The 7,022-nt window shown below is 66.1% G+C and carries 6 protein-coding genes; 3 read left to right on the top strand and 3 right to left on the bottom strand.

What is annotated here, in order from left to right; translation table 11 throughout:
• On the bottom strand, positions 1 to 375 hold a 375-nt coding region (locus JYJ84_RS24255), incomplete at its 3' end, for a GNAT family N-acetyltransferase (protein WP_205189556.1).
• A gap of 133 nt (positions 376 to 508) precedes the next feature.
• Between JYJ84_RS24255 and JYJ84_RS24250 the strand changes: the two genes are divergently transcribed.
• Together JYJ84_RS24250 and JYJ84_RS24245 are read left to right on the top strand one after the other, a co-directional pair.
• Positions 509 to 1,435, top strand: coding sequence for a LysR family transcriptional regulator (locus JYJ84_RS24250; protein ID WP_122946001.1), 927 nt, complete (start codon positions 509 to 511; stop codon positions 1,433 to 1,435).
• 567 nt (positions 1,436 to 2,002) lie between these two features.
• Positions 2,003 to 3,079, top strand: a complete 1,077-nt coding sequence (locus JYJ84_RS24245; protein ID WP_122946744.1) for a porin — start codon at positions 2,003 to 2,005, stop codon at positions 3,077 to 3,079.
• A gap of 322 nt (positions 3,080 to 3,401) precedes the next feature.
• Here the strand turns inward: JYJ84_RS24245 and JYJ84_RS24240 are convergent, their stop codons facing one another.
• Positions 3,402 to 3,740, bottom strand: coding sequence for a P-II family nitrogen regulator (locus JYJ84_RS24240; protein ID WP_006398637.1), 339 nt, complete (start codon positions 3,738 to 3,740; stop codon positions 3,402 to 3,404).
• Between the two features lie 83 nt (positions 3,741 to 3,823).
• Positions 3,824 to 5,530 (bottom strand): NAD+ synthase, encoded by a 1,707-nt coding sequence (locus JYJ84_RS24235; protein WP_175223613.1) that lies wholly within the window; start codon positions 5,528 to 5,530, stop codon positions 3,824 to 3,826.
• Between the two features lie 110 nt (positions 5,531 to 5,640).
• Between JYJ84_RS24235 and JYJ84_RS24230 the strand changes: the two genes are divergently transcribed.
• A complete protein-coding gene (locus JYJ84_RS24230; RefSeq protein ID WP_175223614.1) occupies positions 5,641 to 6,819 on the top strand; it encodes a GNAT family N-acetyltransferase in 1,179 nt (392 codons plus the stop codon).
• The last annotated feature ends 203 nt before the right edge of the window (positions 6,820 to 7,022 follow it).

Genomic DNA, 7,022 nt, shown 5'->3' with positions numbered 1-7,022 from the left:
GTTCCAGTCGAGCACGCTCCACTCGAAACGCCCGCAGCCCGACTCGACCGCGATCCGCGCGAGCGCCTTCAAGAGCCGCAGCCCGGCGCCCGCGCCGCGAAAACGCGGCGACACGTACAGATCCTCGAGATACAGCCCCTGCCGGGCGAGCCACGTCGAATACGAGAAGAAATACACGGCGAAGCCGGCCGGCTCGCCGTCGACCTCGCAGATCAGCGCGCGCGCCGGCGAGCCTTCGCCGAACAGGCTGCGCTCGAGCGACGCGGGCGTCGCGATCACTTCGTGTTCCGCCTTCTCGTAGATGGCCAGCTCGGTAATGAAACGCAGGATCTGCGGCACGTCGGCGACGGTGGCGGAACGGATGTCGATTTGCACGATTTGAGCCCTCCTACGGCCCGGACTTGAAACGGAAAGCGGCGCCGCGCACCCGCGCTGGCGCCAATCAGATCGTCATGCTACGTTCACGCTGCTCCTGCAGGAAGTGCAGTTTCTTCATCCTGACCTGAACATGATGCATCCCGATCTGCGCCGCCTCGACCTGAACCTGCTGCTCGTGTTCGACGCGCTGTACCGCCACCGTTCCGTCGCCGCGGCCGCGCACGAGCTCGCGTTGAGCCCGTCCGCGCTGAGCCATGCGCTCGCGCGGCTGCGCGACGCGATCGGCGATGCGCTGTTCGTGCGCCTCGGCAACGAGATGCAGCCGACCGTGCGTGCCGACGATATCGCCACCTGGGCCGGCGACGCGCTCGACGCGATGTCGAAGGGGCTCGCCCGCGCGCGCCGCTTCGATCCCGCGCAAAGCGACCGCACGTTCGTGTTCGCGGCGACCGACTACACGGCATTCGCCGTGCTGCCGGCATTTCTCGCGCGCATCCAGCACGTCGCGCCGCACCTGCGGATCCGAGTCGTCCATTCGGACCGCAAGATCTCGGTGGACGAACTCGCCGCCGGCCGCATCGATTTCGCGCTCGGCTACCACGAGGAATCGGCGGCCGACGCGCCGGGTATCGAGGACTTCGACTGGTTCTCCGACGACTACGTCGTGATCGCGAGCGCCGCGCATCCGGACATCCACCGGCGGCTGACGCTCGACCAGTACCTGGCAGCACGCCATGTGGTCGTCACGCCGTGGAACGAGTCGCGCGGCGTCGTCGACCACGTGCTCGACCGGCTCGGTCTCGCGCGGCAGGTCGCCGTGCAGCTGCCGAGCGTGCTGGCCGCGCCGTTCGTGATCGCCGAATCTGCACTCCTGATGACCGTGCCGAACCGCGCCGCGCAGGCGCTGCGGCACGCGGCGCCGATCCGCATCTTTCCCGCGCCGTTCGAGATCCCGCGCTACACCGTGAAGGTCTACTCGCACGCGAAGCATGCGCGTACCGATGCGCATCGCTGGATTCGCGCGCAGTTGCTCGACGCGAGGCCGGAGCCTGCCTGACCGGCGCGCGCCGGTACACCGCATGGCGTGCTGGAGGGCCGGCACGACAGGTGCCGCGCGGAGCCGTCCGGCACCGCACATTCATTACGAAATGCTTACCAATTTCTCCTGCCTGGCGCTTACGCCCGCGCCAGCTGCAACGTCAATAGTGGCAATCCTTGATCCCTGTTTGCGAAATTCGTGTCTCCCTTGCGGGACAAGGGTTTTCCGTTAATTGCAAACCCTTGGCCCGCCTGTTGCGCACCGTGTTGCATGGCAATTTGACGACAGGTGTTAGTCAAACAACGATTTCCATCGCCACAAAATTGTATTTTTGCTAAATTAGTAACCAAAGTAGCAAAACGAAGTTCGTGAAATGTAGTTTAGCTTCACGACACTACAAGGAGACCCGCAGGCCGACCCGGCTGCGCGGGACCGCTCAACGGTCTTTCCGTCCGCTTGCCCGCGTGCCGCGCCTACCGGCCCTGTACGAGGTCTCCCTGGTTATCCCGCTTTTGCCCGGCGCTCGTCGCTCCGGGCATCTCGTGCAGTTCTGGGTTGACTTTTTGACAGGGTATGGAGGAGACGATGAAGAAAGCTTTGGTCGCGGCCGCGCTGATGGCTGCTGGGGTGGTAACGGCGCACGCGCAGAGCAGCGTCACGCTGTATGGCCGCCTGGATGCCGGCATCGAGTACATGAACGGCCTGCAAAACGGCCACCAAGTGCGCGCGGAAAGCGGCGACTGGGGCACGAGCCTCTGGGGCTTGAAGGGCACCGAGGACATCGGCGGCGGCAACAAGGTCCTGTTCCACCTCGAAGGCGCGTTCAACACGATGACGGGCGGCTTCAGCGGCTCGATCTGGGATCGTTATGCGACGGTCGGCATCTCCAACGACCGCTACGGTACGCTGCTGTTGGGTCGCGAGCTCGCGATCGCCAACGGCGTGTGGGACTTCGACCCGTTCGGCCAGTCGGCCTGGTCGACGGCATCGCTGGTGCGCGGCCGCAACTGGAACAAGACCAGCAACAACGTGTCGTACCAGTCGCCGCAGTTCTACGGCCTCGACTTCTACGGCCAGTTCTCGTTCTCGAACTCGACCAGCTTCAACGGCAACACGACGGCCGGCCAGCCGGGTCGTGCAGCCGGCGCACAGGTCACCTATACGAATTCGCTGTTCCAGTTGCGCGGCATCTACGACGAAACGCGCGACAGCAACGGCCGCTTCTCCGACGTGTTCAACTACTCGCGTGAATACTTCGCGGGCGTGAACGTGTTCCTCGGCCAGTTCAAGGTGCAAGCGGCCTACCAGGCCTCGCGCGCGGACGGCAGCGGCGGCCCGGCAGTGAACGCCGGCGTGACGGGTACCCAGCAGGTCTGGGGCGGCGTGACGTGGCAAGCGACGCCGGCAGCGGCGCTGATCGCGGCCGTGTATCACGTGAACGCGAACCACGGCGGCGGCAACGCGAACATCTACACGGTCGGCGGCTCGTACAACATCTCGAAGCGCACGCTGTTCGACCTGCAGGTCGCAACGGTGCGCAACAGCAAGAACGCCAACTTCGGCCTGAACGCGAACGGCGCCGGTACGGCCGTGTCGACGGGCAACCCGAATCCGGGCGGCAGCCAGACCGGCGTCTACGCCGGTATCCAGCACCTGTTCTGATCGGGCGCCGTCAAACAACGATTCGACAACACTTTCCACGCTGCTGCGAGAGGCGCGTATCGGTGCGGTACCCAACCGGGTATCGCACCGTTTTTTATTGGTGGGCCGACTTAGGGCCTGTTCCCGCTCATAACGGGCTTGCGCTGGCCACCAGAAGGGCCGAGCGCAAGAATTGCGACGAAGCGAATACTCGACGTATTCGCAAGGAGCATGACGCAGCGATCGGCCCTTCTGGTGGCCAGCCCCACGAATGATTTGTTCCAAACAGGGGAACGTGCGTTATGAGCGGGAACAGGCCCTGGCCCGTCGACGAATGCGGTGCTCAGACGGCCGCTTCGTTCTCTTCGCCGGTGCGGATGCGGATCACGCGCTCGACGTCCGACACGAAGATCTTGCCGTCGCCGATCTTGCCGGTGCGCGCCGCGCCGATCACAGCGTCGATCACCTGGTCGACCTGCGCTTCCGCGACGACCACCTCGATCTTCATCTTCGGCAGGAAGTCGACGACGTATTCGGCGCCGCGATACAGCTCGGTATGCCCCTTCTGGCGGCCGAAGCCCTTCACTTCCGTCACGGTCAGGCCCGTGAGACCCACTTCGGCGAGCGCTTCGCGGACTTCGTCCAGCTTGAACGGCTTGATGATGGCAGTGATGCGTTTCATGGTGGTTGTCCCCCAATGCTCGTTTGGATGAAAAATCGCGACCCCGATTGTAAGCCTGCGAGCCGCATGCGGCCCAGCACGGCTCAATCGAGACGTTCGGTAAAACGTGACGTGATCGGGTAGCGCCAGTCGCGCCCGAAGGCGCGATGCGTGACGCGGATGCCGATCGGCGCCTGGCGGCGCTTGTATTCGTTGATCTTGATGAGCCGCGTCACGCGTTCGACGTCGGCCCGCGCATACCCGGCCGCGACGATCTCGGCGAGCGGCCGATCCTCTTCCATGTACATCCGCATGATCGCGTCGAGCACGTCGTACGGCGGCAGGCTGTCCTGGTCGGTCTGGTTCTCGCGCAGCTCGGCCGACGGCGCGCGGGTGAGGATCCGCTCGGGGATCACGTCACGCAGCGGGTAGTCGGCCGTTTCGTTGCGGTAGCGGCAGAGCCGGTACACGAGCGTCTTCGCGATGTCCTTGATCACCGCGAACCCGCCGGCCATGTCGCCATACAGCGTGCAGTAGCCGACCGCCATCTCGCTCTTGTTGCCGGTTGTCAGCACGATCGAGCCGAACTTGTTCGACAGCGCCATCAGCAGCGTGCCGCGGATGCGCGCCTGGATGTTCTCCTCCGTCGCGTCTTCCGCGCGGCCCGCGAACTCGCCCGCGAGCGATGCACGGAACGCATCGAACATCGGTGCGATTGCGATCTCGTCGTAGCGCACGCCGACGCGCCGCGCCATTTCCGCCGCGTCGGTGGTCGAGATGTCGGCCGTGAAACGCGACGGCATCATCACCGCGCGCACGCGCTCGGGCCCGAGCGCATCGCATGCGACGGCGAGCACCAGCGCCGAATCGACGCCGCCCGACAGTCCGATCAGCACGCCCGGAAACCCGTTCTTGCCGATGTAGTCGCGCACGCCCGTCACGAGCGCACGGTACACCTGCGCGTCCGTCGACAGCTCCGGCGCGATCGCGCCCGGCAGCGGCCGCGCGCCGTCGAATTCGACGATCGCGTGCCCTTCGTCGAACTGCGGCATCTTCGCGACGAGCGCGCCCTGCGCGTTGAGCACGAACGAGCCGCCGTCGAATACGAGCTCGTCCTGGCCGCCGACGAGGTTCACGTACACCATCGGCAGCGCGGTTTCGCGAATCCGCGCGCGCAGGATGTCGAAGCGCACCGCTTCCTTGTTCATGTGGTACGGCGAACCGTTCGGGATCAGCAGCACCTGCGCGCCGGCCGCCTTCGCGATCTGCGCGGCCGATGCGTGCCACGCGTCCTCGCAGATGATCACGCCGTATTTCACGCCGTTCAGCTCGAACACGAGCGGCTCGGCGTCCGTCGCGAAGTAGCGCTTCTCGTCGAACACCTCGGCGTTGGGCAGATCCTGCTTGCGGTAGGTGCCGACGATCTTGCCGCCGACGATCAGCGATACCGCGTTGTAGGTATCGGTGGGCGGCACGCCGCGCTCGATCGGGCGGTTTGCATTACCATCGACGGCTGACGCGTGCGCGCCGCCGCCCGCACCGCGCAGCGGATGGCCGACCAGCACCGCGAGCCCGTCGAACGCCTTCAATGCGTCGGCGAGCGCGTAGAGTGCCGCGGCCGCCGCGGCATAGAACGCGGGCCGCAGCAGCAGGTCTTCCGGCGGATAGCCGGACAGCGCGAGTTCCGGCGCGACCATCAGCTGCGCACCATCGTTGTGCGCGGCGCGTGCGGCCGCGACGATCCGCGCGACGTTGCCGGCGAAGTCGCCGACGGTGACGTTGATCTGGGCGAGTGCGAGTCGGGTCTTCATGGCGGGATCGGCGCAGCCCGGCGGCGCGCCCTGAACGGCTGACGAAATCGTCCCGGTGCCGGCCGCGCAGGCCGTCGCATCCGGCGACACAGAACGGTACGGATTCACGCTTGAAACACGAACGCATCGATTATCGCACGGGCATCCTGTCGTCCCCCGCCGAGGTACCGGCCGACGAATGGAACGCGCTGCTCGCCCGCGACGCGCAGCCGACGCCCTTCCTGCGCCACGAATTCCTCGACGCGCTGCACGTCGCGCGCTGCGCGGTCGACGATACCGGCTGGTCGCCGCACTTCGTCACGCTGACCGACGAACGCACCGGCCGCCTCGCGGCTGCCGCGCCCGTCTACGCGAAGCAGCATTCGTACGGCGAATATGTGTTCGACTGGGCCTGGGCCGACGCGTACCAGCGCAACGACCTGCCCTACTACCCGAAATTGCTGTGCGCGGTGCCGTTCACGCCCGTGCAAGGTACGCGCCTGCTCGCGGCCGACGACGATGCGCGCCGCCGGCTCGCGGCCACGCTGCTCGCGTTCGCCGAGCAGAGCGACGTGTCGTCGCTGCATGTGCTGTTCCCGACCGGCGACGAAGCGGCGCTGCTCGAATCGATGGGGATGATGCTGCGCGAAGGCGTGCAGTTCCACTGGCTCAACGACGGCTACCGCCACTTCGACGATTTCCTCGGCACGCTCGAGCAGAAGAAGCGCAAGAACATCCGCGCGGAGCGGCGCAAGGTGCACGACGCCGGCGTGACGTTCCGCCGGCTGACCGGCGACCAGATCACCGATGCGGACTGGCGCTTCTTCTCGCGCTGCTACCGGCAGACCTATCGCGAACACTTTTCGAGCCCGTACCTGAACCTCGACTTCTTCCGCACGATCGGCGCGACGATGCCCGACAACTTGCTGCTCGTGATCGCGGAAGCCGACGGCCAGCCGATCGCGAGTGCGCTCGCCGTCTACCGGCGCGGCGAAAACGGCGGCGGCACGCTGTACGGCCGCTACTGGGGTGCGGTCGAACACGTGCCGTGCCTGCATTTCGAAACGGCCTACTACCAGTTGCTCGAATTCTGCATCGAGGCCGGGCTCGATACGTTCGAAGGCGGCGCGCAGGGCGAACACAAGCTCGCGCGCGGCTTCCTGCCAACCGTCACACACTCCGCGCACTGGCTTGCGCACCCGGCATTTTCCGATGCGGTTGCGCGCTTTCTCGAACGCGAGACCGAACATATCCACGCGTATGTGGACGAGCTACGCGAACACGATCCGTTCCGGCGCGGCACCGAGTAACGTCATCAAGCGCACCGGCATGCGGCGAAGCCACGACCGGCCTCGCCGCATGCCACACGGCCCCCTTCGGCTCAGTGCGCAGCGAGCGTCACAGTCTGCGACAACGCCTGCGGATCGCGCGACGAAGCCGCCACCGACAGCCCGTAGCTGCCCGCGGCGATCCGCCACGCATGCGCATTCGCATCCCAGACCGCGAAGCGCTG

Source organism: Burkholderia sp. LMG 13014 (genome assembly GCF_905232215.1).
Lineage (GTDB): Bacteria > Pseudomonadota > Gammaproteobacteria > Burkholderiales > Burkholderiaceae > Burkholderia.
The sequence above is the reverse complement of the archived record's forward strand: the minus strand, read 5'-3'. Positions and strand labels throughout refer to the sequence as shown.